Origin of the sequence: Pedobacter paludisoli, from assembly GCF_052344095.1 — a bacterium.
In the GTDB taxonomy this organism is placed as follows: Bacteria; Bacteroidota; Bacteroidia; order Sphingobacteriales; family Sphingobacteriaceae; genus Pedobacter.
Genome location: NZ_CP179926.1, coordinates 3,052,031 through 3,078,762, shown reverse-complemented (window position 1 = coordinate 3,078,762; position 26,732 = coordinate 3,052,031). Strand labels below are relative to the sequence as shown.

Sequence of the window (26,732 nt, the reverse complement as noted above, 5' to 3'; positions counted from 1 at the left end):
TTAATAAGCTCGTCTTCAAACAAAGCAACAGCTTTCCGTCCACAAAATACGCTTTCCCCATCAATCGGGTTTAAAATCGTTCTGGCAGTAGCTCGGGAATTAGACAAGCCGCTAATTCAAAATATCGCGAATATCATCTTTACTTAATGATTTAAAAAAGCTCTCTTCCGTTGTAATAAGTGAATTAGCCAACGATTTTTTTCGTTTCTGTAAGGCCAATATTTTCTCTTCAACCGTATCTTTTGCAATAAATTTGTAAATGAAAACCTTCTTGTCTTGACCAATTCTATGCGTTCGGTCAATGGCTTGTTGTTCCACAGCCGGATTCCACCACGGATCCAAGATGAAAACATAGTCTGCCTGCGTTAAGTTTAAACCTACACCGCCGGCTTTTATCGAGATTAAGAAAACCTTTAAATCAGCATTTTGCTGAAACTCAGCAACAATTTCACCACGACTTTTCGTTGCACCGTCTAAATAAGAAAACGGAATGTTTTCGCGGGTGAAGTGTTTTTTGAAAATTTCTAAGTGCTTAACAAATTGCGAAAAAACCAATACTTTATGGCCACCTTTTAGCACATTATCAAGCGTATGAATAACGTTCTCAAATTTGCCTGAGTCAGCCTCGTAGGTCGCATCAATCATAACCGGATGATTCGCTAATTGGCGCAACAATGTTAACCCTTGTAATAATTGTACTTGCTTTTGTGCAAAGGTTCCATCTTCCATACTTTCGAGCAAGTTATTCCGGTAAGCCGATTTGGTTTTTTCATAATAGGCAGCCTGCTCTTCGCTCATATCGCAATAAATTATCTGCTCCGTTTTAGGCGGAAGTTCTGCCGCAACCTGTTCTTTGGTCCTACGCAAAACAAAAGGTTTGATAATGGCTTGTAGTTTACGCGCTTTTTCCTCATCTTTTTTCTTCTCAATGGCCTGCACGTACTCTTCTTGGAAAAAGGCTTGGGTGCCCAGCAAACCTGGGTTTAAAAACGTCAATTGCGACCATAAATCAGCCACCGAATTTTCTACAGGTGTACCGCTCAAAATGAGCTTATGTTTCGATTTTAAACTCCTAACAGCTTTGAATGATTTTGACGAAGGATTTTTTATGTTCTGGCTTTCATCTAAAATAATGTAATTGAAATAGAAATGCTTCAATTCATCAATATCAACACGCGTTACCCCGTAAGTGGTAATTACCACATCAAAATTGGCAAAGTTGGCAACATCTTTATTCCGGTTGGTTCCTGTATGGGCTAATATTTTAAGTTTTGGAGTGAATTTTTTTGCTTCGGTTAACCAGTTGTAAATTAAAGAAGTTGGCATGATGATGAGCGATGTTCTATGTGCGTCAACCGCTTGGTCATCTTCTTTCACTTTTTGCAGCATAGCCAAGGTTTGAATAGTTTTACCCAAACCCATATCATCGGCCAAACAGCCACCAAAATTATATTCGCGTAAAAAACTAAACCAATTGTATCCGGCTTTTTGATAGTCGCGCAAGCTGCCTTTAAAATGAATAGGCATATGCATGTCTTCAATATTTTCAAAATCCGATAACCGCTGTAATTTACGTTCAAGCGTTACGTTGGCAAGGCTATCTTCGGCCAAATCGTTAATTAAGCCAATATGGTGCTTCTTCAATTTTAACGATTGTCCGCTTTCAGCAAGACTAAATAAACTGCCGTATTGGCTAAACCATTTTTCAGGAATAATGGCAATTTCACCGTCAGGCAAAATAAATTCGCGTTTTTTGTGCAGAATATGCTGTTTCAGCGATAGAAAGGGAATTTGGTATTTCCCAAACCAAACCACCGCATGTATATCAAACCAATCGTTTCCTTCTTTAACCTCTAAGTCTATTTTGTTGGCGCCAAAAACAAAACGTTTTTGACCCGTTGCCTGTTCAATTTCGTATCCTGCCGATTGTAGCAGTTCTAAATGTTCATTAACCCAGTTTATAGCACCATAGCTTATGTTTTCATCTTCCGAAAGCACTTCTAAATTGCTGAAAAGTGCACTGGTTTTTTTAAGACCCAATGCCAATAAGAAGTTAAGCTGTTTTTTTTCCCATTCGGCTGAGCGTTTTATGCGGTGAAAGATGTAGTTATCGCTAGTTTTTTCTAATCGAACTGTAACTTTATGTGCATTTTCTACCGGGAAAACATATTCTCCATATTTGAAGTAAAGTTGTAACTGGGAGATACCTCCATCCACATACAGCACCTTGATTACGGGAATTGCCTCGTATTGTTCGGTTTTTATTTCAAATCCTTCTGCATATACATGATGCTTTTCGATTAACGGTGCTACAAATTTTTCAAAATAAGTAGCTTCAGTTGCTTTCGGGATAGCAATGTATCTTTTGTTTAAAAAAGGCGAAAGTTTTTTCCCTTCAATCTCTTGATCAAAAAAGTATAAAACATCGTTGAGTAATAACCAAGCAGGTTTATTGCTGATAATTTGTGCATCTTTAAACATAAATTCGATGCGCAAATTTTGGTGCTTTATAGTTGGAAAATACCGGGTTTCGGTTTCGTTACGCCTAAAATGAAAAAGAATAGAAGCTGGTTCGGCAGCCATTTCAATTTTACGTTCAACGGGCCAACCATCTTTATCCATAGTGTACAGCTCGTCTTTAACTTTTAACAGTTCTAAAACTTCTGCAAGTTTTTTCTCCATTTTCGGACGTACAGTTTCGTAAAACTTTTCGTCGAATATTTTAGTGAAGAATTCGGTTGGGCGTATTAGTTTCTTGTAATACTTCTTGATAATTGAATCTTGATCTAAATCGTCTAAGATTTTTATCAATTTATAGTCAATATCGCTTAAGTAAGGGCTAAATTCTTCAGAAGTATGGGTATAAATACGTTGGTAAGTAAATGAAAAATCGCCCTGGGGATTAAGTTGAACGATGTGAGGTTCAATTATAAATCCCAAATACTCATGTTTGCACAACGAGTAAATAATTTTGCAGGGTTTAGAGCTGTCGACGCGTAACATTTAAAGGTAGATGAAAATTTTTAAAAGCTTGCGCTTAAAAAACTTTAAACTTACAATAAAATAGAGTTACTTCAAAAAAAATGGAAACTCTTTTAAGAATAAATTACTGTTCGTTTATCCTTAAAAGAGCCTTTTATGGAGGGGTTAATCAGCTAAATCATTTTAGCTGATTGTTATAATTGACTTAACTTTTGGGCTAATACTTCTGAAATTTTACGATACGAATCAAAAGTCCATCCTCCAACATGGGGGGTTAAAATTATTTGATCATGTACACGTAATTCTTCGTACCAGTTTTGTTCGCCAAGAGCTGGAAATTTTTCTATTTCTAATACGTCGAGGCCTGCGCCTAAAATTTTTCCAGCGTTAAGCGCATTTAATACTGCTTTAGTGTTTACAATTTCGCCTCTTGCGGTATTGATAAAGAAAATAGGTTTTTTAAAATGAAAGAAGTATTCATCATCAACCATTTGGCGACTTTCACTGGTTAGTGGGATGTGTAAACTCAAAACATCGCTGTGCTTAACAATTTCTTCCATGCTTACTTCACGCGCAAAATTGTCGCTAAAACCCGTTTTGTACTTGTCGTAAGCCATCACTTCTACGCCAAATCCCGACAATTTTTTTGCAAAACTTTGTCCCATAAAACCGTATCCAATGATGCCTACTTTTTTCCCTTTAAGCTCAAACCCACGATTTCCTTCTCTATCCCAAATGCCATCTCGTATTTCACAATCTGCTTTGCGAAAATTGTTCATAAGCGATAAAAGCAAACCAACCGCATGCTCGCCAACAGCATCGCAATTACCTTCGGGAGCATTAATTAATTGAATATTTTTTTCTGCCGCTATTTTCTCATCGATATTGTCTAAGCCAGCACCTGCTCGGGCCACAAATTTTAAATGGGTTGCAGCATTAAAAATTTCTGCATCTATTCTAAACTTTGTACGTACCGCGATGCCCGTATAGTCGGTAATTCTTTCTAAGGTTTGTTGACGGGTAATTTTTGGTTCATCATCAACTTCATATCCAAGTGCAATGGCCTGCTCTTTAAACGCAGGGTGTAAATCGTCTACAATCAGTATTTTCTTCGCCATAGATAGCAAAAGTACATATAATGACGTATTCCCGTAAGCAAATTACAATTAAATGATTTTGCATAAAATTTCTATAGATAGGGGTTATTAACTGTAAGAATGCATGTTTAAACCTCTTTGTTCACAAAAATATTACGCTTAATGGGCTGTAATAAAATAGTTACGCCCTGTTTTTTAAACTTCTGTGCCGTTACTTTGTCTCCCTTATAAAAAAAATGAAATACAACAATCCCAATTAATGAGACAAATACAGTTAAAAACCATAAATCTAATGCTCTTGTTTTTGTTTCTTTCATGCAGTTTGTTTGCGCAAACAGCCGGAAAGACCAGAATAACAGGTGTATTAAAAGACGCAACTACACAAAAAACAATACCTTTCGCATCGGCAGTTTTAATCAATAAAACAACCAAAGCAAATGTGAAAGTAGCTCAAACCGATATTAACGGAGTTTTTATAATGAACGATGTTCCGAACGGCATTTTTACTTTTAAGATAAGTTATGTAGGATATCAAACCATGGTTCGCGATAATATTACTGTGAATGCGACTACCGGAACCTTAAACTTTGGTGATATTAAGATGAATACGGCTAAAGGTAATGTACTTAGCGAGGTGACGGTAAAAGGGCAAAAGGCAACGATGCAGTTGGGTATCGACAAAAAGGTATTCTCGGTAGACCAAAGCTTAGTAAGTGAAGGAGGTTCTGCAACAGATTTACTTCAGAATGTTCCTTCAGTTTCAACCGATATTGATGGAAATGTTAGTTTACGCGGCTCATCAGGCGTAAAAGTGTTAATCGATGGGAAACCATCTTTAATTGCAGGAGGAAATGTTGCCCAAATTTTACAGTCCATTCCAGCCAGCTCAATAGAATCTGTGGAATTAATTACCAATCCTTCGGCCAAATACGATGCAGAAGGCCAATCGGGAATTATTAACATTGTATTGAAGAAAAATACCAAGTTGGGATTTAATGGCTCAGCGGCTTTATCGGCAGGAAATCGCGATAACTATAATGGAAATACCAATTTAAGTTTTCAAAATAGCAAAGTAAACTTGTACGGTAACTACAGTTATAGAGATGGGAATCGGATTGGAGGAGGAATACAAAATATAGCCTATAAGAACGATACAGGGTCAGATTATTTGGGTTACGCCAATCAAAATACAACATCCAACTCGAACGATAAAGGCCACAATGCCAAAGCCGGGTTAGATTACTATTTAGCAAAGAACAGTGTTTTAAGCTTATCGGGAGCATTTAACTCAAGAGAAAGTAATCGTAATGAGTTTTTAGACATTGAGCAATTAAACGCGTCAATGAACGCAACAAATGCGAGCAATCGTACCAATATTAACGACGGTTGGGGGCATAGTTATGATTTAAATACCGATTTTAGTCAGAAGTTTAAAAAACCAAAAGAGGAATTAACGTTCAATTTTGGATATTCATATGGTACCAATAATAATAATCAAACGTACAATACATTGGTTACTGAGCAGAACGGATCTTTGGTGAGAGGTACTAGTTTTCAAAGAATTGATAATACGGGCGATAATACGAATTATAATATTCAGGCCGATTATTCACTTCCTTTGGGAAAATCAGGAAAATTTGAAACAGGTTATAGAAGCCAAATTCGTTTAGCTACTAATAACCAATATGCGGATTCTTTACTGAGCACAGGTTCATATGTGCAAAATAATGCGCTTGTAAATAATTTTAATAGTAAAGATCAGGTACATGCTTTATATGTTAATTATCAAAACCAAGTGAAAAATTTTGGATATCAATTGGGTTTGCGTGCAGAGGATGCTCGTTTAGACACTTACTTGGAAGGATACAACAGCAGCAATATGTTGGCCGGAACTACCGGAAATATTCATTACACACGTTTATATCCGAGTGTGTTTTTAACGGAGAAATTTAAAGGTGAGCAACAGTTACAGTTAAGTTATACACGCCGCGTTAACCGCCCGCGTGCTTGGGATACGAACCCCTTCTTAGATGTTTCCGACCCTTTGAATTACCGCCAGGGAAATCCCAATATTATTCCAGAAGATGTGCATTCTTTTGAATTAGGATACAGCAAGTACTGGTCGAAGGTTACCCTAACGTCTACGGCTTATTTTCGTCAAACGAACGATGTAATCCAACGTGTAAGAACTGCGCCAAATGCCGCAGGCATTATTACCTCAACACCTGTTAATTTAACCCGTGCAAAAAATAGCGGTTTAGAGTTAATTGGTAAGTTCGATTTGATTAAGCCATTAAGTTTCACAGCGAATGTAAATGTGTATCAAAGTAAATATGATGCAGCTCCTGAGTATAACATAAACGCTAGCAGTGGCTTTAGTTGGAATACTAATTTAACAGCAAACTTAGCACTAGCGAAAAGTGTTTCCTTGCAGCTGCGTGGAGATTATCGTGCACCAGAGGTAATGGCACAAGGAAAACGTAACGCCATGTACGGTATTGATGGTGGAGCTAAGTACGATTTGCCAGGTAAAAAGGCATCCTTAAGTTTCAATGTTCGCGATATTTTTAACACCCGCAGATGGAGTATGACTACCGATGATAATTATACCAATGTTGATTTTGAACGTCAGTTTCAAGGGACCATGGCAAACTTAACTTTTTCGTATCGCTTTGGTAAGAGTACATTTGGTTTTACAAAGACAAAAAAATCGGATCAACAAGACAATAGACCTGATGAAGGTTCCTTTTAACCAAAAATATGGGCTTTGGATTTGATATATTCAAACCCCATATTTTTTAAAATAAACATCAAAAATTGCGCCCTATCATTTTATCCTTATTTCTGTTTTATTTTACGCTAACTGCTGGTGCTGCTGAGAAAGGTACCATTAGTGGCAAGGTGGTAGAAGAAGAGGGTGGCTTGCCCATTCCCTCAGCTGTAATTTCTCTGTACCTAGACGGAAACGAACAAGCACTAATGACCCTTGCGACAGATGAAAATGGATTTTTCACTGCCAGAAATTTAAAGCCCGGAACGTACAGAATTAAAGTAAGCTTTGTTGGCTATGCGCCGTTAATCGTTAATGGAATTATTCTGACAGAGAAAGATTTTGATAAACGATTGGGCTTATTAAAAGTGAGTTCTGAACAAAATGCTTTACAAGAGGTAACCATTACGGTGCAGAAACCCCCTATTGAATTTGGTGCCGATGGGATAACCTATAATGTGGGTTCAACATTATTGGCCGAGGGGAGTACAGCAACCGACGTATTAAAAAATGTACCCATGGTGGAGGTGGATATTGATGGAAAAGCTACCATAGCTGGTAAAAGATCTACCCGCATTTTTATTGATGGGAAACCCTCTGATTATATGACCTCCAATATTTCAGATCTATTAAACGTACTCCCCTCAGATGCCATTGAAAAAATTGAAGTGCTGACCAATCCTCCTTCTAAATACAGTGGAGATGGTGATGGAATTATCAATATTGTCATGAAAAAGGGCTTTAAAATCGGTTTTAACGGTAATGTTAGCGTGACTGGAAGTTTACAGGGAAATACAAATGCCAGCACCAATGCTTCGTATAAGAGTAAAACGTATTCGATAAACGGAGGGGCCTCTTTTCGATATAACATAGCGAAAGGTGAAAATCATAATTACCGTGAGAATTTTTTTCCTGATACAACCTTTTATTACGATCAATATGGGCATTATCGAAATGCCAGTAAAGGGTCTAACGTACGTGTAGGATTTGATTGGGATATTACACCTAAGCAAAATTTACGCATATCGACCAATTATAATAATAACAGCTCGAACCCAAATTCGGGAAATGAAATGCACTATTTAAGCGAAGAATTGGTCGAAAAACGTTTGCGTAATCAATTGAATACAGGGAATGGTAAAAGTCATAATTTTGTGTTTAACAGCACCTACACGTTACAAACGGATACCACAGGGGGTAAGCTAGGCTTGGGTTTAATTATTAATTCCAACGAAAACCTCGATTTTAGGAGCTATGGAACCACCTATCAGCCTACTACTACAAATCCTACTTTGCAACAAAACAACAACGATACAGGAAACAATGGTATAACATTTAATGCGGATTATGACAAACCTATTTTTGGCAAACGCGATTTAATTGAAGCTGGTTTTGCCTACAATAGACGCAAGAATGAGAACGATTTATTGGTTGAAAATTACAACTTTACTACAGAACAGTTTGTCACTAATCGAAAGCTTAGCAATCAATTTTTTTATAACGAGAACATTTATGCTGGATACCTATCATACAATTATCGGAATACGGGTTTTAGCGTAAAAACGGGAATTCGGACAGAAATAACGGATGTTGCTTTTGATCTTTCAACAGGAGAAAACTATCGTGTCGATCCATATTTGAGCTTATTTCCAAACATATCCATTAATCGCTCCTTTCGAAAACGATACAATTTGGGCGCAGCCTACAGTGTTCGAATTAATCGTCCACGCGAAAATGCTTTAAATCCTCAGGTAAATAACGTCGATACCTTAAATATTTCGTACGGTAATCCAAATTTAGACCCTTCTTTTACGCATCAAATTGATTTTAATTTCGGAGTTTATGGGCAAAAGTGGTCTTTTAATCCACGCCTTTCGTATGCTAAAAGTGTGGATGTAATTGAGCGATACCGCAGTGTTACGCTTATCCCAGGTACAACAACTGCGCGTTCAGAAAGTACGTATTACAATGTTGGGAGCAACCAATCAATTTCTTTGGCATTGTTGGCGAACTACCGTTCTACTAGTAAAATATCTACCAATGCTAATTTTACCATTGTGCAAAGTCGCTATGCATCGGAATTGAATAGCTCCTTAAACCGCGACGGATGGAGCTTTAGAGGGGCAATGGGTTTTTCGATGCAATTGCCATTAAAAACCGCTTTTGAAGCGAATGTTAATTATGCAAACAACCAGAGTGCGCAAGGAAGAAACAAAGGGTCTGTGACCTCCAATTTCTCTGCACGAAAGGCATTCTTTAAAAATCGTTTGAGCTTCAGAACAACCATTAACGATATTTTTGGTAATCGTAGTTATACCACTTACAGCGAAGGGGTAAATTTTAGAGCAGAAAATTACAGTACCAACAATACCCAAAATATAACCTTTAGTTTAAGCTATCGTTTTACGAAATTAACGCAAGGGAAGCCTGGGGCAGCTGAGAAGAAATAGCTCTATTTGTTTTACCAAGTACGACAATTTTGCTTTTCTACTTGTGCTGAAAGGATAGTTTTAACTATCTTGTGGTATGGAAGAAATCAACCCTTGGCAAACCTTAAGCAGCGAGGTTAAGTACGATAACAATTGGATTAAATTAACGGAACATCAAATAATCAACCCTTCGGGTGGTTCCGGCATTTACGGAACGGTCCACTTTAAGAATTTTGCCATTGGGGTTCTGCCACTCGATGAAGCTTACAATACTTGGCTCGTCGGCCAATATCGCTACGCGTTAAATGCCTATTCTTGGGAAATTCCCGAAGGTGGCGGCCCTTTTTCTGCTGAGCCATTGGAAAGTGCTAAACGTGAATTGCTGGAAGAGACAGGCTTAATGGCCGAAAATTGGTTCGAGATTCAACGCATGCATCTTTCTAATTCGGTAAGCGATGAGCTTTCTATTATTTATGTGGCAACAGGCTTAACCGAAGGGCCATCGATGCCTGAAGAAACCGAACAGTTGATTGTTAAAAAAGTGCCTTTTCAAGAGGTATATGAAATGGTTAAGGCTGGTGAAATAACCGATTCTGTTACCGTAGCTGCGGTTTTAAAAGCAAAATTGATGCTGTTAGACGGCCTGCTATAAAACGTGTATCATGCTTTCTTAAAAACAGGATGACCAATACGTTTAAAAGAGCAAAGAATTTATAGATTAGGCGTTTTATTTACAGTATTGAGTAAGGTATTGATCGGCTTTGGTGCTGCCCATATTTTTGACAAAGGTGAAACTTTCACAAGCTCCTTCGGAGTCCCCTTGTTCTATTTTTTTTAATCCTTGACTGATTATTTCATCCAAATATTCATTCGTAATTCCTAATTGATTTTTGAGGGCAATAATTTGGGCCTCCTGACCAGGTTTTGCAGAATCGATGTTTTTATAAAAGTTGGCAATGGAATTGGTTAAGTTTTCTTGTGTTTCGAAATAGCGAATGGCTTGTTGTATTTCTGCTTTGTTTTTATTCTCGCAGTTAAAGCCGTTTAATACAAAGTTCACGGGTATTTCAACGGTGGCGGTTGTATCGTAACCGCTCGGAATAGCCCATTTTCCGCTGCTTAAACGAACCAGACGAAGCGCTTCTTTATCTAACTCGCTTAAAACACTCCGAGCTATTTTGGATGAATAAACGTTCCCTTCCTTCGTTAATTTAAACCGGATATTAACAGTTCCCTGTATGCAGTTTTGTTTCGAATAGCTAGGATAAAGCGTGTTTTCTCTTAAAAAATTTTCAAAACCATCTTTGCCGCTTTTAAATTGCAATTGGGCAAAAGCGACCGTAGAACTTAAAAGGAAACATAGGATGTACAGCCTTTTCATATAACAAATTTACACTTTAAAGTATGGAAATTCGTAAATCGGCATACTATTTTCGTCTAACGGACTTTCTGAACTAGCAAAAGGTTGATGCTAGAATTAAATTTGGATCGGGACAATTGGCGAGGTATTTTTCTCGTTCGCTGAATTTACAAACTCCAGGGTAATCGCCTTTAAAACCCTGCATATCCAAAATAAGTTGAAAGTGAAGGTGTGGTGGCCAATTTCCATTTTCTTCCTTTTTGCCTAATGTTCCAATGAGCTGTCCGGCTGAAATGCTTTGACCTTCTTGTAAGCCATTGAAGGAGGCAAGGCTTAGGTGACCATAAAGGGCATAAAATTCAAGACCGTTTAGTTGGTATTGAAGGATGATGGTTCCGCCATAGTCGCCAGAACTGGAATTGTTAGCGAAACTGTGAACCTTGCCCTCGTAAAAATTGTAAATAGGTGTGCCTGCATTGGCCCAAATGTCGACACCTAAATGAAGCCTGCGAGGTTCCTCTCCTGCATCAAAATGCATACTGCGCGCGTAAATGGTTCGATGTTCGTTGTAACCACCAATCCCATAGGTCGCCTGAGCATGGTCGAGTTGTTGTTTTACCCAATCGGAAAATAAATCGGTATCCGCTAAGAGCTCAGGCGTTAATTCGGTATTGTTTGCTGTAAAATCTAATGGTAAAAGGGTATCGCTTGAACCTTCAAAACGAATAACCTTTTGAAAGAACACAGCATGCTTCTCTATTAAATCTTTAAAAGCAATCATTTAATTAAAAATGTAAAAATAATTGTAAATATAATGCGAAACGGCTCCTCCAACGACAAATAAATGCCAGATTTCGTGGCTATGAATTCCTTTTATGAGCGGCTTATCCTTTGCGTAAAAATAAGTGCCTCCAATGTAGCAAATTCCTCCAGCTAATAACCAAATGACAGCACCCATAGGCAAATTTTCAGTCATTTTCTTCAGTAAAGGAACAATCAAACAACCCGTTAAGATATAAATACTCAGCGAAATGGCTGTGCTTTTCAGTTTGTTGAAGATTTTTAATAAACAGCCCACCAACGTAATGAGCCACACAATCGTAAATAGAGCCCACTTTAACCATCCATCAAACACCAATAAAGCAGTAGGCGTATATGAGCCAGCAATCATGAGGTAGATACAGCAATGATCGCATTTTTGCCAAAAACGAATCCCGTACTCGCTGATGGGATAACCGTGGTATGTTGCGCTGATTGCAAAAAGAAGGAACGTTGCAGTGCAATAAATCCATGCTGCAGTAAATTGTAAAGGAGTATGGCATTTTTGCAACAAAAAATACCCTGCCGGTATAGCAATTAGGGCAGGGATAAAATGTGTTAAGCTGTTAACTGGTTCGCGCAGTTTTCTCACGAATTACTCACTTTCTTCGTCTTTTTGTCGTGGTTCTTTAGCAATTTTTTCGAATATGCTATCCATTCGCTCCACGTATTCGTTGGTGTCGTCTACAAAGAACGTAAGTTCAGGAACTACGCGTGCTTGATGACGAATGCGTGCACCTAACTTATATCTGATTTCGCCTGCATGTGCATTAACCGTGTTAATTGAAAGTGTGGTGTTTTGAGTGTTGAAAAAGCTTAGATATACTTTTGCGACAGCCAAATCGGGCGATACCCGAACACGTGTAATGGTTACCAGTGTGTTTGGTAAAAATGAAGCACCTTCACGTTGAAAGATCTGTGCTAACTCTTCTTGTAGTACTCCTGCAAATTTTTGCTGACGTTTACTTTCCATAATAATTTAACTCCCTTCAGAAATACTGGTATAATTTTTCAAATTTACGTAATTATTTCTGCTTTGCTTTATTTAGTATAAATTGAATATGTGGGTATTCTTTCTTCGTTTTTGCTTTTTCTTGATACACATAAAGTAAATCAGCATCAAAGTAAGCTGTTTTTTGAATTAAACCATCTGCCTCATTGGCATTAAAGATATGCCCGATTTGATATCCTTTTTCGCCATTTTTGGCACGATCTCTATCAAATTTTTGTTTCGAATGAACAAATTCTTGATGTGTTTTTTTGCCTGTGTAATAGGGTAAAAACCAGTCAAATGATCGTTTTAAAGAGCTCTTATTTGCCGATTGCAATGTGTAAGGATTTTGGTCGAATGCAGGGTCTCTGGCCAATATTGTCGCTGCTACCATTAGCGGCTCCAAATCGTACACATGATAATGCAGGGCATCTCGCTCATGAAAATCGAAACTGCTCCCATCGGGATTTAAATTTAAACCTATGTGGCGAACATATTGTTTGCGCACCCATTCTTTTAAGGATTCATTTTCGATGGTAAAAGCAACTTCAGCAACAATTTTTATGCGGTGCGAGTGCCAGTTGTTTATAGGCCGGGTTCGTGGGTTTGTATCGTTGTCAATATAGGGGTATCTCTTTGTTTCAGCTTCGGCAACTTTTAGCAGCCAAGCGTTTGCTGTTTCTACCGTTTTTGTGGGCAAATCTGCTTTTAAGAGATCAATGGAGAAAATAATTTTATCAAGGTTGGTGTCGTTTATAGGGTTACCTTGAGGCTGGTTTCTGCTGGCCCAAGCTAAAATAAAATCATTCGCTGCTTGCAGGTATTTTTTTTTATTTGTCATTTTAAAGGCCAGCGCAAAGCTGTAAACTTTTTGCATGTCTTCTAGCTGTTTCCAAGTTTTAACTTTGCGTGGATCGCCTTTTAAAATCCCCTCAGTTAAAATGGTGTCGGCCGGATTTGGGGAGTCTTTTAGATAAGTGTCTGTACGGTTTATTAAGGTATCGGTACAAAAACGGGCATCCGCGTTGGTTTTAATTAGGGCGGATACAGTGCGTAACTCTTGTGTATTTAAACTAACAATTTGCGCCTCAGATGCCCGTGCAAGCAGTGCGATAAGTGTTGTTAGCGCTATTTTTTTTATCATGAGATATAAGGATAATTAGGGATTTAATACAGGAGGTTGTCGTACGGATAACGCGCGGTATGAACGGCTCTTACTTTAGTATATAACAACGATTTAAATTCTTCTATGTTTTCTTTTTGCGTAGCTGAAATAAATAAAACAGGTACTTTATGATGACTCATCCAACTGTTTTTAAATTCCTCAAGGCTCAGTTTGCCATCATCGTCTTCACGATCAACTTCTGGTAAAATGTAGGCATCAATTTTATTGAAAACTAAAATCATGTCTTTATCAATGGCACCAATATCTTTTAACGTTTCATTCACAATGTGAATCTGATCTTCGAAATTTGGATGCGATACGTCCACTACGTGAATTAATATATCTGCTTCGCGCACTTCATCTAAGGTTGATTTGAAACACTCAACAAGATGATGCGGTAATTTTCGGATAAATCCAACCGTATCGGATAATAAAAAGGGTAAGTTTTCAATCACAACCTTCCGAACGGTAGTATCTAAAGTGGCAAACAATTTATTTTCCGCAAAAACTTCCGATTTCGATAGCATGTTCATGATAGTCGATTTCCCTACGTTGGTATAGCCTACCAAAGCAACGCGGATAAGCTGTCCACGGTTTTTACGTTGCGTTTCATTTTGCTTATCGATTTGTCTTAACCGTTCTTTCAGCAGGGAGATTTTGGTTAAAATAATCCTTCTATCGCTTTCAATTTGCGTTTCACCGGGTCCACGCATCCCAATCCCCCCTTTTTGACGCTCTAAGTGTGTCCACATACCCGTTAATCGCGGTAGCAAATACTGTAATTGAGCCAGCTCTACTTGGGTTTTTGCTTGTGCCGTTTGAGCACGATTGGCGAAAATATCTAAAATTAAGTTGCTCCTATCTAAAATTTTAACACCTAGCTCACGCTCAATGTTGCGCAATTGCGAAGGCGATAATTCATCATCGAAAATGACGGTGTCAATTTCTTCCGATTTTACATACGCTTTAATCTCTTCCAGCTTTCCTGTACCCACGAAAGTAGCACGTTCAGGTTTCAACATTTTTTGGGTAAAGTTTTTTTCAACTATTCCTCCAGCAGTTTCAACCAAAAAGGCTAATTCGTCTAAATATTCTTTTGCTTGCTCATCTTTAACACCTGGAGTAATTACTCCTACTAAAATGGCTCGCTCCTGCTTAACAGCAGTATCGTAAAATTTTTGTTTTCCCATGTAATTCGTACAAAGATACAAAATTTGCTAAGCAGTAATTTGATTTACCAGCCTGCGAATCGTAATAAATTTGGCAGAAACGCAATTGCTTTCGTTTGTGCTATTAAGTTAAAAATTAAAGCGCAGAATTGTTTGCTTTTTCTCAAAATAGACGCTTGTAACATTTTGGGGTATTTGTCATCTCACTTTAAACGAAAGCATGAATTTTTTTGGCAATATTATTTGGGTAGTTTTTGGGGGAATTTTTATTTTTTTTGAGTACCTCATCGGAGGATTAATTCTCTGCTTAACCATTGTAGGGATTCCTTTCGGTATTCAATGTTTTAAGTTTGCTATCGTGGGATTAGCTCCTTTTGGCGTAAAAATTACCGATACTTCATCCAATACGGGTTGTTTGTCTACAGTGATGAATCTTATTTGGATTTTTTGCGGCGGCTTTTGGATTGCGTTAACTCATTTGTTTTTCGGTGTTTTACTGTGCATCAGCATTGTTGGCATCCCTTTCGGACGCCAACATTTTAAATTGATGAATCTTGCCTTTACTCCTTTCGGGAAGTCAATCAGCTAGCCTTACAATTGCGCAACAAACTGACGAAATGCTTCATCCGGATGAGGGGTTTTCATAAAGTTTTCGCCTATCAAGAAGCCATTAAAACCAGCTGATTTTAATTCTTTGATGGTTTGAGCGTTGCTAATTGCACTTTCAGATATTTTTGAAAAACCATCTGGGATATGGCTAACCAAATCAAACGAAGTTTGAATATCAACGGTAAAGGTTCCAAGATTTCGGTTGTTAACGCCAATGGCTGTTAAATGTGGGCAAATGCTTCTTTCTAATTCTTCTTGATTGTGAACCTCTAACAATACGCTTAAACCCAAATTTTGTGCAAATTTACCGAAATCGCAAATTTGCTGCGGGGTTAAGATGGAGGCAATTAACAAGATAATATCGGCACCCCAAGCCTTTGCTTCGAGAATTTGATACTCATCAATCATAAAATCCTTTCGCAAAATGGGAATGTTATTAACTGCGCGTGCGGCAATTAAGTCTTCGCGTTTCCCGCCGAAAAAATCAACATCTGTTAATACGGAAAGGGCCGACGCTCCTCCATTTGTGTAGCCTTGTGTAACGGTTTCAACACTTGAACTGCCGTTGATAAGACCTTTAGAAGGCGATTTTCGCTTAAATTCTGCAATAATCCCTGTTCGGTTTGTGTCCAGTAAAAAGTCATTAAAAGCGAGCGGTTGGCGTTTAAAATGTGCTGCCTTTTCTAAATCGGAAACGGATACTAATTTTTTTGCCTCTGCTACCTCTTCTTTTTTACGAAGCACAATTTTATCTAAAATTGAACTGCCTGTGTTTATGTCTTGTGATTGGTTTGAATAACTCATTTTAGGACGCTGTTTAATTAATGTTCTAACCAATTTTCCATCATTTGTTTGCCGTATTCGGTGAGTACACTCTCTGGATGAAACTGCACGCCGCGCACGTCTAACGATTCATGCCGAATGGCCATAATTTCGTTTTTATGATCTCTTGCTGTAATTTTTAAGCACGAAGGAAAGCCGTCTTTGCTTACTACCCAACTGTGATAACGGCCTACATTAATGGTTTGCGGACATTCCCAGAACAGAAATTCATCGCCATCGGTAACGGTAACTGGAGTAGAAATACCATGCATAGGGCGACCTAAGTTCAACAATGAACCACCAAAAACTTCTGCAATAGCTTGTTGACCCAAACAAACGCCAAAAATGCTTTTGGTTTCGGCATAGGTTTTAATGACGTCGAGCAATAATCCCGCTTCTTCGGGGATTCCAGGACCAGGCGAAAGCAAAATTTTATCGTAGGCTGCTACGTCCTCTAATTTGAATTTATCATTTCTCCAAACAACTGCTTCGTATCCAACTTCATTGATTAAATGAACGAGATTATAGGTAAAACTATCGTAATTATCAATTACCAAAACGGTTTTTTTTGTTGTATTTTCCATTTTCTTAAAGCCTCTTTTAAATTTGTTCTGCCATGCTAATCGCTTTGCGTAGGGCAGCTATTTTATTATTCACTTCTTGCATTTCAGTTTCTGGAACTGAATCGGCAACAATGCCAGCTCCTGCACGATAATGCAGTTCGTTGTTTTTACTCATGAATGTTCGAATCATAATGGCATGGTTAAAATCTTCGTTGAAACCCATAAAGCCTATTGCTCCTGCATAAAAATTACGGCCCAGTTTTTCGTTTTCGTCGATTAATTGCATGGCTTTGTATTTTGGTGCACCACTTAAAGTACCTGCTGGATAGGTATCGGCAACAACTTTAAAAGCAGTAACATCTTGTTGTAAATGACCGCTAACCTTGCTTACTAAGTGAATTAAATGAGAATAATATTGCACTTCTTTAAACGATTTTACCTCCACGCGGTTGCAATGGCGGCTCAAATCGTTGCGGGCTAAATCTACCAACATTACGTGTTCTGCACTCTCTTTTGGGTCTTGTTCTAGTTTGCGTGCTTGCTCTGCATCTTCCACATCGTTGCCGCTCCGCTTAAAAGTACCGGCGATTGGGAAAATGTTGGCGCTGTTATTTTTAATGGTAATTTGCGCTTCAGGCGATGAGCCAAAAAGTTTGAAATTCCCGTAATCGAAATAAAAGAGATAAGGAGATGGGTTAATCGAGCGTAGGCAACGATAAACGTTGAATTCGTCGCCGGTAAAACCTTGCTTAAAGGCTCTAGAAGGGACAATTTGAAAAACATCTCCGCGATAAATGTGCGTTTGAAGTTTCTCAACCAAATCCATAAAACCTTGGTCAGTTAAATTTGAAGACTCTTCACCCGTGGTTTGAAATTTGTATTCTGGATAGTTTTTATTTTGAATAAGGTATTCTATTTTATCTAAACCATTTTCTTCTTCGCCTTCAAAGGTGTTTTTGAAAAGTGTTATTTCATTTTTGAAGTGATCGATGGCAATAATATAGCGATAAAGATGGTATTGCATTTCAGGAATTTCTTCGCCCTCTGGGGTTTTTGAAAAAAAAGTAATGTCTTCGAAATGTTGAACGGCATTCCAGGTGAAGTATCCAAAAAGCCCGCTAGAAATAAACTTAATTTCCGGAATTTCCATCGTTTTAAAGCGATGTTTAAATGCAGTGATTTCTTCAGTTAAGTCTTCACTCTCTTTTATTTCTGCAGTACCATCTGGGAAATATGTCTCCAGCCTACTGCCTTTTAAAATAATTCCAGCAATTGGTTCGGCACAAACAAAACTCATGGAGTTCTCTCTGCTATGATAATCGGAGCTTTCTAATAAAATACTGTTTGGGTAAACATCGCGTAAGCGTAAATAGATGCTAACCGGGGTAGTCGTGTCGGCAAGGAGTTTTTTGTATTTCGTATTGATTTTATACATTTTACGTTGTTTTTCATTTAGGAGTTTGGCTATTTGCTTTAACTCGATTTAGTGTTTTTATTAATTTTTTTACATAAAAAAAGCCCGGCGTGTGGTTCTACGCCGGGCTTTAATGGTTCTTTTTAAGGTTTAGGTTCTATAAAAAATATTTTTTCATACGCAGCCGGCGCAACTCATTTTTGAATTACCTTGCCAAAGCCATGTATGTATTGTGCGAATCATTGAAAACAAAAATAGAAAGAATTTTGAAAAATGAAAATTTTCTTCACTTTTTATTTGAAAAACAATAGAAAAAATAAAAGGTACAGTTGTAAATTATATAGAAACTGTACCTTTTATGTATGAATTAAGATATTCCAAAGAATGTTCTTCCTGGAACTTCTTTAACCATTAAAAAGATTGTAACGATAATAATAAGCAAGGCCATGCCAAAGAAAATAGCGATGTTACGGTGTTTCGCAATAGCGTCGGCTACTTTTTTCGATTTTGAATTACCAATTGTAATTAACACAATGGCAATGATCATCATGCTAATGTGCTCCATTTTAAAATAGCGAACAGCCGGCGCACCTTTGCTGCTTAAACTATACCAACCTTCTGAAAAATACAGCACTAAACCAATTAATAATTGAATGTGCGCAGAAATTAAGGTAAATAAGTTTAGTTTTCGGTTACCATCTGTGTATGGTTTTTTTCCAAGCCAACCCGATAATGCATTTACAAAGGCAAGAATTAATAAAACTAAAACAACATAGCGCCATCCAGAGTGCGCACTTTTTAAAATTTCGTTCATAATTTATTTTCTATTCCTCAAAAATAGGGATTAATTGTAAAAAATAGGTTAATAAGCAAAACAGCGATTAATTTATATTAGTTTTAAACAAAACTAAACCCTAAACAAAAATATGAAGAAAATTTTACTTGCCTTTGGGTTGGTATTTTCTGCAGTTGGTGCTTTTTCGCAACAAAACACATTTCCGGTTAACGGCTCTTTCGATGTAAGGCCGGGTATGTATGCTTTTAAGAACGCAACTATTGTGGTGAAAGCCAATCAAACCATTACAAATGGCACACTTTTAATTAAAGGAAAAACGATTGAAGCTGTGGGTGCTGGCCTATCCATACCCAAAGGATACGTGGTAATCGATTTAAAAGGAAAATATATTTATCCCTCATTAATAGATCCTTTTACAAGCTACGGGCTACCGGAAGTTGCAGGTGCTACTCGCGGTGGCGGAGGAGGGCGTCAGTCTATTTTTGTATCGACAAAAAAAGGTGCTTATGGATGGAATGAGGCCATTCGCCCTGAAACGCAAGTAAAAACCATTTTTACGGTGGATAGTAAAAAAGCGGAAGAATTGCGTAAAGTTGGTTTTGGAAGTGTTAATGTGATTAATCGAGATGGCATTGCCCGGGGAACTTCGGCTGCTGTAACCTTAAATGAAGCAGCAGACAATACCGTATTTATAAAAGACCAAACAGCTGCTAACTATTCTTTTAACAAAGGTTCTTCTCAAAACGATTACCCTACCTCATTAATGGGTTCTATCGCGCTGTTGCGCCAAACCTATTACGATTGGATGTGGTATGGTAAGCAAAAGGATGAGTATAATATTTCTTTGGAAGAATTTGGTAAAGAGCAAGCTATACCGCAGATTTTTGAGGTAGATGGTTGGCAGAACATTCTTCGTGCGGATAAAATCGCAAAGGAATTTGGTAAAAAATACATCATTAAATCTTCAGGCGATGAGTATCAACGCATCAATGAAGTGAAAGCAACAGGTGCTACATTAATTATCCCATTGGTATATCCAAAGGCGTATGATGTGGAAGATCCAGCAGAAGCCAGAAGCCTAACCTTGGCACAAATGAAAGCTTGGGAACTGGCGCCAACAAATGCTGCAGCCTTAGAAAAGGCAGGTATTCCATTTGCCTTAACGGCATTTGGTTTAGACAATAGTCGCGATTTTTGGGCAAATCTTCGCACAGCGATGGAAAACGGATTGACTGAAAAACAAGCTTTACAGGCCGTTACCGAGATTCCTGCAAATATATTGGGCATTGCCGATAAAGTGGGCTCTATTGAAAAAGGTAAGTTAGCTAACTTCTTAATCTCTTCGGATAACTTATTCACAAAAGAGAATATTATTTTCGAAAACTGGGTACAAGGTTCGCGTTATGTGGTGAACAAATGGGAGCTAAGCGATGTGCGTGGAGTTTACAATTTAACCGTAGATGGCGTTGGTCCGTTAACCTTAAAAATTACAGGAGCGGGCGGTGGATCGGCAGCGGCGATTGAAAGAGTTGGCGTAGATAGCATTAAAACAACTGCTTCATTTACTCGAAATGGAGATTGGATAAGCATAAACTTTAATCTGAAGAAAAACCCAAAAGGCGATGTTCGTCTAAGCGGATATTTAACAGCAACTAATCCGATAACAATCAAAGGAGAATCAGCTCTGGCGGATGGTTCTATCGGGAAATTTAGCGCTACCTTTAGAGAAGCAGCTAAGGATGCTTCGAAAAAAGAAGAACCAAAAACAGCTTTGGCCATGGGAACTGTAGTGTACCCATTTGGAGCGTTTGGAACAACTGAATTGCCGAAGCAAGAAACAGTTTTACTAAAGAATGGAACCGTTTGGACCAACGAAAAAGAAGGTATTTTGCTTAATGCCGATGTATTATTGGAAAACGGAAAAATAAAAGCAGTTGGAAAGAATTTATCAGCCTCAGGCGCAAAAGTAATTGATGCAACTGGTAAGCATATTACAACGGGAATTATCGATGAACATTCACACATCGCCGCAAATGGTATTAACGAAGGAGCGCAATCGGTATCTTCTGAAGTTCGCATGGCTGATGTTATCAATCCGGAGGATGTCAATATTTATCGCCAGTTAGCGGGAGGAGTTACAACTTCTCATATTTTACACGGTTCGGCAAATCCAATTGGAGGACAAACGCAGTTGATTAAACTACGCTGGGGTAAATCGGCAGAAGAATTGAAATTTGCGGGGTCTGACGGTTTTATCAAATTTGCATTAGGCGAAAATGTAAAGCAAAGTAATTTCGGAACCGGTCAACGTTTTCCAGTAACACGCATGGGGGTTGAGCAAACTTATATTGATGAATTTACCCGTGCAAAGGAATATCAAAAAGCGTTATCAGTAAAAGGAAACAACGTACGTAGAGATTTAGAATTGGATGCCATTGTAGAAATTTTAAATAACAAGCGTTTCATAACATGCCACTCATATGTTCAAAGTGAGATAAACATGTTAATTCACGCAGCGGATAGCATGGGCTTTAAGATTAACACGTTTACCCATATTTTGGAAGGCTATAAAGTAGCCGATAAAATGAAGGCACATGGCATTGCCGGCTCTACTTTTTCTGATTGGTGGGCATATAAAAATGAGGTTGCTGAAGCTATCCCGTACAACGGAAAAATTATGCACAATGTGGGGATAACCACTGCTTTTAACTCAGATGATGCTGAAATGGCACGGCACTTAAATCAAGAAGCTGGTAAGGCAGTTCTTTACGGAGGTGTACCAGAAGAAGAAGCCTTTAAGTTTGTAACCTTAAATCCCGCAAAAATGCTTCACATTGATGATAAGGTAGGAAGCCTAAAGGCTGGCAAAGATGCAGACGTAGTTGTTTGGTCGGCAAATCCATTGTCTATCTACGCAAAAGCAGAGAAGACCTTTGTAGACGGAGTGGCTTATTGGGATATCGAACGCGATGCGGAAGTGATTAAAAAACAACAAGTTGAAAAGGCTCGTTTAATTCAAAAAATGTTAGAAAGCAAAAACACGGGAGGTCGTACACAACGTCCTACGGGTACGGCTCCTCGCCTTTACAATTGCGAAACCTTAGATAATTATTCGGCAGAATTAAATGAAAAAGAACATGTACACTAATATAAAAGCACAGGTATTCAGTCTGGTTCTATCAGCATCAAGTCTGATGTGTTTTGCCCAAGCCAATATATCGCCGGCAAAGAAACAAAGTAAAGCAATAGCCATTACCGGAGCAACCATTCACGTGGGGAATGGAACCATTATTGAAAATGGAACATTGTTTTTTAGCAACGGGAAAATTGTATCGCTGCGCGCAAATGGCCAAGTGCCACAAGACGATGTGATTCAAATTAAAGCCAACGGAAAACACATTTATCCGGGTTTAATTGCTGCAACCACTAACTTAGGTTTAGCCGAAATAGAAGCGGTAAAAGCCACCCTCGATTACGAAGAAATTGGAACCTATAATGCGCATATCCGTTCTATCGTGGCCTACAATACCGATTCGAAAGTGCAGGCTACTTTGCGTAGTAATGGTGTGCTAATGGCGCAACCAACCCCACAAGGAGGTGCTATTTCTGGAAGCTCATCTGTAGTGCAGTTGGATGCTTGGAATTGGGAAGATGCTGTTCTTCGTAAAGACGATGCCATGCATATGACTTGGCCGGTAACTCCTCGTTTTAGAGGATTTGGAGGCGGAAGACCACAAGTATCAGCTGAAGCGTTAACAGAAAGAACCCAATCGGCAATTGCGCAATTGACATCTTTTTTTGCCGAGGCAAAGGCCTATGCAGAATTGAGCAAGCCGGAAGTTATCAATACACGTTTTGAAGCTATGAAACGTGTGTTTACCGGTGAAGAGAAGCTATTCATCGCAGCAGAAAGTCAAAAGGATATGGTGGCAGCAGTTAATTTTGCTAAGAAATTCGGCATTACGCCCGTGATAACCGGAGCAGATGAAGCCTATTTGATTATCGATTTTTTAAAAGAAAATAACATCAGTTTAGTAGTTAAACAACCGCATGCGCTTCCAAATAATAACGATGACGATGTGAATATGCCGTATAAAAATGCAGCGATATTAGCCAATTCGGGCTTAAATGTGGTTTTGAGTATCGAAGGGTATTGGCAACAGCGTAATTTACCATTTATGGCCGGTACGGTAGCTACTTGGGGCTTAGATAAAGAAAAAGCACTATCTACCATCACCTTAAATGCGGCGAAAGTAATGGGGGTTGATAAAACGACCGGAAGTTTGGAAATAGGGAAAGATGCAACGTTCTTTATTTCTACCGGCGATGCCTTAGATATGTTAACCAATAAAGTTGAAAAAGCTTATATTCAAGGAAGAGACATTAATTTAGATAACTTGCACAAGCAATTAGATAAAAAGTTTAGTGAGAAATACTCATCCGAAAAAAAGTAAGCTGAAAATAATCGATAAAAGCTTCACTGGAATTTTTCAGTGAAGCTTTTTTTTGATACTTATTAGAAATAAATACAACATTCTGAAAATGTGAAACATAATTTTGAAATAGAATACCTAATTTTAAGATAAGTTTATAATAAACAATATTCGTTACCTATGAAAACAGTTGCTCTTATTGTACTGGTATTTTTCTGTTTTACATGTTCCCGGGTGTTTGCACAAAACACCAATTTGGTCGATTCGACACAAACAAAGTTGTTGGCCGATACAAACAAGACTTATTTTTTGCCTGAGGTAAAAAAAATGAAGTGGACAAACTTTAGCAACAAGCTTTTTTCAATGCAAATTGGCTTTGTTCCAATTTTGGATTACAATGCTTTTTTTCAAGATGAAACGAGTAAACAACAGGTTGGCGTGCAAGAAAATCGTTTAGATATTCGCAGCGCACGATTAATGACCCGTGGTAAAATATTTTTTAAAAATCCATGGACATATTTAATCAGTTTAGAGTATAAAGGTTTAGACCGTGGAGAAGACGACAAGCCATTTGGTTTTACTGATATCATGTTTGTAATTCCTGCAGGAAAAATTGGTGATTTTTCCGTAGGGAAGATGAAAGAAACCTTTGTATATGAAATGGTGGGAGATGCTGCTAATTTACCACAAACCGAACGTATTTTAAGTCCGTTTTTTGTTTCCAGAAACACAGGGGTGAAATGGGGGAAGACAATTTTCAACGAGCGAATGACGCTTGCTGCGGGATATTTTAATAACTTTCTTGCAACCGATACGAGCGTTAGTGGTGGTGCCAACTCTTTTACCGCCAGAATTACGGGTTTACCTTTAAACGATGAGGTTAACAATGAATTTGTACATTTAGGCATTAGTACTCGTTATCTTGAGGCCCAAAATAATACAATACGTTACAAAGGGAAAAACGAATCGAACATCACGTCAAATTACGTAGATACAAAGAATTTTACAGGAAGTAAGCAATGGAACGTTGGTTTTGAAACCTTATACAACCATAAGAATTTTTCTCTCTTGGGCGAATACGTGTTGAGTAGAGCTTATACCCCTACTGGCGTAGAAAATTTTGGGGGTTATTACATTACAGGAAGTTATGTTATTAGTGGAGAGCAACGCCCTTACGATAAAAAGGCTGCCTACGCCCGACGGATTAAACCAACAGGAAAAGGTGGTGCTTGGGAGATTGTAGGTCGCTACTCTAATCTCGATTTAGAATCAGGAGCAATAGATGGAGGTAAATTAAGCAAGTTTTACTTCGGGCTTAACTGGTGGGCTACACAATATTGGCGTATTACAACGGGTTATGGTTTTAGTACTTTAACGCAAAATCATCATCAGGGCGTAACCAATTCGTTGCAAGTTAGATTACAATGGGTTTATTAAGCTTGGTTTAACCATTTATCAACTCAATCTTACTTAAAAGTCATATTAAAAGAGGATGGAATATTAATCCATCCTCTTTGTTATTTTTGTATAAAATAGAAATTCAACGATGAACGTATTACTTGCGTACTTGCAACAACATAAATGGACCGTAGTATTTGCCTTGGTTTTGGCCGGGATAAATATTGGTTTTTCTTTAATGGACCCTTATTTTACCGGTAAAATTTTAGATTTATATATCAACAAAAGAGCCTCTTTTCCAGATAGAAGCACCTACATTTGGGGTGCATTGGGTTTTATCGGTTTAGCGGTAGGTGCCGCCATGGTATCGCGTATTGCTAAAAACTTTCAAGATTATTTTACCAGTGTAATTGTTCAAAAAGTTGGCGCCAAAATGTATGCAGACGGATTGCAACACTCGTTAAAATTGCCTTATCAAGTGTTTGAAGATCAGCGTAGCGGAGAAACATTGGGCATTTTGCAAAAAGTCCGTCTCGATTCCGAAAAGTTTATCACCGCTTTCATCAGTGTACTTTTTGTGAGTTTGGTAGGGATTATTTTTGTAATTGTTTACTCCGTTTCCATCAGTTACAAAGTAACGCTCGTTTATTTTGCGGCTATTCCAGTTATTAGCTTTGTAAGCTGGTTTTTAAGCAGGAAAATAAAAACGATTCAACGGTCTATTATTGGCCAAACAACAGCCTTGGCAGGCTCTACTACAGAGTCGTTGCGCAATATCGAATTGGTTAAAAGTTTAGGCCTTGCCGATCAAGAAATTGAACGCTTAAATAAAACAACCTATAAAATTTTAGACCTCGAGCTTAAGAAAGTTAAATACGTACGGAGCATGAGTTTTATGCAAGGTACCACGGTAAACTTGGTGCGCAGCTCGATGATTGTGGTCTTGTTGCTCTTAATTTTCGATAACACCATTTCTCCAGGACAGTATTTCTCTTTTTTATTTTATTCGTTTTTCTTGTTCAATCCGCTTCAAGAACTTGGAAACGTTATATTGGCCTGGCGCGAAGCAGAAGTTTCGTTAGGAAACTTTAAACGCATTTTGGCCACTCCAATAGACGAAAAACCTTTAAAGCCTGCTGTAATACAAAAGGTAAACCATTTAACCTTCGATAATGTTGGCTTTAAACACCAAACCGCTAACAGAAACGCGATCGAAAACATTACATTTACCACAAAAAGCGGACAAACAATTGCCTTTGTAGGACCTTCAGGTTCTGGAAAAACTACTTTGGTAAAGCTTTTAGTTGGTTTGTATCAACCTAAAGAAGGAGAGATTTTATACAATGGAATTGCCAGCTCGGCCATAGATTTGGATGAATTGCGCGAGAAAATTGGTTTTGTAACACAAGATACCCAACTTTTTTCTGGAACCATTCGTGAGAATTTACTCTTTGTAAATCCAAGTGCGACCGACGAAGAGTGTTACCGTGTGCTAAATCAGGCAGCCTGCAAAAGCCTATTAGATCGTGCAGACAAAGGCTTAGACTCCTTAATTGGAGAAGGTGGAGTGAAAGTGTCTGGTGGCGAAAAACAACGTTTATCCATTGCACGTGCTTTGCTCCGTCAGCCCGATATTTTGGTGTTTGATGAGGCAACCTCTGCACTCGATTCCATTACCGAAGAAGAAATTACCAAAACCATTCGCAGCGTTTCCGATTTAACCGACCGCATTACCATTTTAATTGCGCATCGTCTATCGACCATTAAGCATGCCGATGTAATTTTTGTTTTAGAGAAAGGACACATTATTGAGCACGGAAAACATGATGAATTAATTGCTCAAAACGGGTTATACCAAGCCATGTGGCGTCAGCAGATTGGCGAACGTATTGCAGAAGAAATTTAAAATAAATGT

At 38.2% G+C, this 26,732-nt stretch carries 20 protein-coding genes; 8 read left to right on the top strand and 12 right to left on the bottom strand.

The genetic code is table 11. The features are described from left to right. Nucleotides 1-111: 111 nt before the first annotated feature. Nucleotides 112-3,003 (bottom strand): DEAD/DEAH box helicase, encoded by a 2,892-nt coding sequence (locus ACJVDK_RS12530; RefSeq protein WP_443937004.1) that lies wholly within the window; start codon nucleotides 3,001-3,003, stop codon nucleotides 112-114. Nucleotides 3,004-3,176: 173 nt separating this feature from the next. Beyond that, nucleotides 3,177-4,100 (bottom strand): NAD(P)-dependent oxidoreductase, encoded by a 924-nt coding sequence (locus tag ACJVDK_RS12525; protein WP_443937003.1) that lies wholly within the window; start codon nucleotides 4,098-4,100, stop codon nucleotides 3,177-3,179. A 238-nt stretch (nucleotides 4,101-4,338) separates the two neighbouring features. Between ACJVDK_RS12525 and ACJVDK_RS12520 the strand changes: the two genes are divergently transcribed. The 3 genes from ACJVDK_RS12520 to ACJVDK_RS12510 all read left to right on the top strand — a co-directional run bounded on the left by ACJVDK_RS12520 (nucleotide 4,339) and on the right by ACJVDK_RS12510 (nucleotide 9,930). Further along, nucleotides 4,339-6,831 carry a TonB-dependent receptor domain-containing protein gene (locus ACJVDK_RS12520; RefSeq protein ID WP_443937002.1) on the top strand — a complete coding sequence of 831 codons (2,493 nt, stop codon included), beginning with the start codon at nucleotides 4,339-4,341 and terminating at the stop codon, nucleotides 6,829-6,831. Nucleotides 6,832-6,896: 65 nt separating this feature from the next. After that, complete coding sequence (locus ACJVDK_RS12515) at nucleotides 6,897-9,299, top strand: outer membrane beta-barrel protein (protein WP_443937001.1); 2,403 nt, start codon at nucleotides 6,897-6,899, stop codon at nucleotides 9,297-9,299. Between the two features lie 76 nt (nucleotides 9,300-9,375). Then, complete coding sequence (locus ACJVDK_RS12510; RefSeq protein ID WP_443937000.1) at nucleotides 9,376-9,930, top strand: NUDIX domain-containing protein; 555 nt, start codon at nucleotides 9,376-9,378, stop codon at nucleotides 9,928-9,930. Between the two features lie 75 nt (nucleotides 9,931-10,005). On the opposite strand, the gene ACJVDK_RS12505 is transcribed toward ACJVDK_RS12510, so the two are convergent. From ACJVDK_RS12505 to hflX, 6 genes are all read right to left on the bottom strand, one after another. After that, nucleotides 10,006-10,659, bottom strand: coding sequence for an energy transducer TonB (locus ACJVDK_RS12505; protein ID WP_443936999.1), 654 nt, complete (start codon nucleotides 10,657-10,659; stop codon nucleotides 10,006-10,008). 73 nt (nucleotides 10,660-10,732) lie between these two features. Beyond that, nucleotides 10,733-11,419, bottom strand: coding sequence for a peptidoglycan DD-metalloendopeptidase family protein (locus tag ACJVDK_RS12500; RefSeq protein ID WP_443936998.1), 687 nt, complete (start codon nucleotides 11,417-11,419; stop codon nucleotides 10,733-10,735). Beyond that, nucleotides 11,420-12,049: a PAQR family membrane homeostasis protein TrhA gene (trhA, locus tag ACJVDK_RS12495; RefSeq protein WP_443936997.1), complete on the bottom strand. Its 630-nt coding sequence runs from the start codon at nucleotides 12,047-12,049 to the stop codon at nucleotides 11,420-11,422. A gap of 3 nt (nucleotides 12,050-12,052) precedes the next feature. Continuing rightward, the gene (gene rbfA / locus ACJVDK_RS12490) at nucleotides 12,053-12,430 is read right to left on the bottom strand and encodes a 30S ribosome-binding factor RbfA (protein WP_443936996.1); all 378 of its coding nucleotides are present in this window, start codon (nucleotides 12,428-12,430) and stop codon (nucleotides 12,053-12,055) included. Between the two features lie 52 nt (nucleotides 12,431-12,482). Then, nucleotides 12,483-13,592: an alginate lyase family protein gene (locus tag ACJVDK_RS12485; RefSeq protein WP_443936995.1), complete on the bottom strand. Its 1,110-nt coding sequence runs from the start codon at nucleotides 13,590-13,592 to the stop codon at nucleotides 12,483-12,485. Nucleotides 13,593-13,615: 23 nt separating this feature from the next. Next, nucleotides 13,616-14,803, bottom strand: coding sequence for a GTPase HflX (gene hflX / locus ACJVDK_RS12480; RefSeq protein WP_443936994.1), 1,188 nt, complete (start codon nucleotides 14,801-14,803; stop codon nucleotides 13,616-13,618). Nucleotides 14,804-15,002: 199 nt separating this feature from the next. Here hflX and ACJVDK_RS12475 point away from each other — a divergent pair, with 199 nt between their 5' ends. Then, complete coding sequence (locus tag ACJVDK_RS12475; RefSeq protein ID WP_443936993.1) at nucleotides 15,003-15,371, top strand: YccF domain-containing protein; 369 nt, start codon at nucleotides 15,003-15,005, stop codon at nucleotides 15,369-15,371. Between the two features lie 2 nt (nucleotides 15,372-15,373). Here ACJVDK_RS12475 and trpC read toward each other — a convergent pair whose 3' ends face one another. The 4 genes from trpC to ACJVDK_RS12455 all read right to left on the bottom strand — a co-directional run bounded on the left by trpC (nucleotide 15,374) and on the right by ACJVDK_RS12455 (nucleotide 19,004). After that, complete coding sequence (gene trpC, locus ACJVDK_RS12470) at nucleotides 15,374-16,195, bottom strand: indole-3-glycerol phosphate synthase TrpC (RefSeq protein ID WP_443936992.1); 822 nt, start codon at nucleotides 16,193-16,195, stop codon at nucleotides 15,374-15,376. Nucleotides 16,196-16,212: 17 nt separating this feature from the next. Beyond that, entirely contained in the window at nucleotides 16,213-16,797 is a 585-nt protein-coding gene (locus ACJVDK_RS12465; protein ID WP_443936991.1) for an anthranilate synthase component II, read from the bottom strand. Between the two features lie 16 nt (nucleotides 16,798-16,813). Beyond that, a complete protein-coding gene (locus tag ACJVDK_RS12460) occupies nucleotides 16,814-18,211 on the bottom strand; it encodes an anthranilate synthase component I family protein (protein ID WP_443936990.1) in 1,398 nt (465 codons plus the stop codon). A gap of 346 nt (nucleotides 18,212-18,557) precedes the next feature. Further along, nucleotides 18,558-19,004 (bottom strand): cytochrome B, encoded by a 447-nt coding sequence (locus tag ACJVDK_RS12455; RefSeq protein WP_443936989.1) that lies wholly within the window; start codon nucleotides 19,002-19,004, stop codon nucleotides 18,558-18,560. 112 nt (nucleotides 19,005-19,116) lie between these two features. On the opposite strand from ACJVDK_RS12455, the gene ACJVDK_RS12450 reads away from it, so the two are divergent. From ACJVDK_RS12450 to ACJVDK_RS12435, 4 genes are all read left to right on the top strand, one after another. Then, on the top strand, nucleotides 19,117-22,134 hold the full coding sequence (locus ACJVDK_RS12450; RefSeq protein ID WP_443936988.1) for an amidohydrolase family protein: 3,018 nt from the start codon (nucleotides 19,117-19,119) through the stop codon (nucleotides 22,132-22,134). Continuing rightward, nucleotides 22,124-23,440 (top strand): amidohydrolase family protein, encoded by a 1,317-nt coding sequence (locus ACJVDK_RS12445; protein ID WP_443936987.1) that lies wholly within the window; start codon nucleotides 22,124-22,126, stop codon nucleotides 23,438-23,440. Before ACJVDK_RS12450 ends, ACJVDK_RS12445 begins: the two co-directional genes overlap by 11 nt. A gap of 159 nt (nucleotides 23,441-23,599) precedes the next feature. After that, on the top strand, nucleotides 23,600-24,856 hold the full coding sequence (locus ACJVDK_RS12440; protein WP_443936986.1) for an OprO/OprP family phosphate-selective porin: 1,257 nt from the start codon (nucleotides 23,600-23,602) through the stop codon (nucleotides 24,854-24,856). Between the two features lie 109 nt (nucleotides 24,857-24,965). Then, a complete protein-coding gene (locus ACJVDK_RS12435) occupies nucleotides 24,966-26,723 on the top strand; it encodes an ABC transporter ATP-binding protein (RefSeq protein WP_443936985.1) in 1,758 nt (585 codons plus the stop codon). The last annotated feature ends 9 nt before the right edge of the window (nucleotides 26,724-26,732 follow it).